Raw genomic sequence first — 445 nt, forward strand, 5'->3', positions numbered from 1 at the left:
AATTCTAATAACTCTTCGTCATCTACCATGTCACACTTGTTCATGAATACGATGATGAATGGTACACCAACCTGACGTGATAATAAGATGTGCTCACGTGTTTGTGGCATTGGACCGTCTGTCGCCGCTACTACTAAGATCGCGCCGTCCATTTGTGCAGCACCTGTGATCATGTTTTTGATGTAGTCAGCGTGACCTGGACAGTCTACGTGTGCGTAGTGACGTGTCGCTGTGTCATACTCAATGTGTGATGTATTGATAGTAATACCACGCTCACGCTCTTCTGGTGCATTATCGATTTGTGCGAAATCTTTAACTTCACCACCGTGAGTTTTTGTTAATACTGCTGAGATAGCAGCTGTTAACGTAGTTTTACCGTGGTCAACGTGTCCGATTGTACCAACGTTTACATGCGGTTTCGAACGTTCAAATTTTTCTTTAGCCA

General features: G+C 43.8%; 1 protein-coding gene. It reads right to left on the bottom strand.

All coding sequences use genetic code 11. The features are described 5' to 3' along the window. A partial coding sequence (locus ACSLUH_RS19550) for a GTP-binding protein (RefSeq protein ID WP_448570085.1) occupies positions 1 to 445 on the bottom strand: 445 nt, incomplete at both ends.

The sequence above is a fragment of the Thalassotalea ganghwensis genome, from assembly GCF_053485795.1.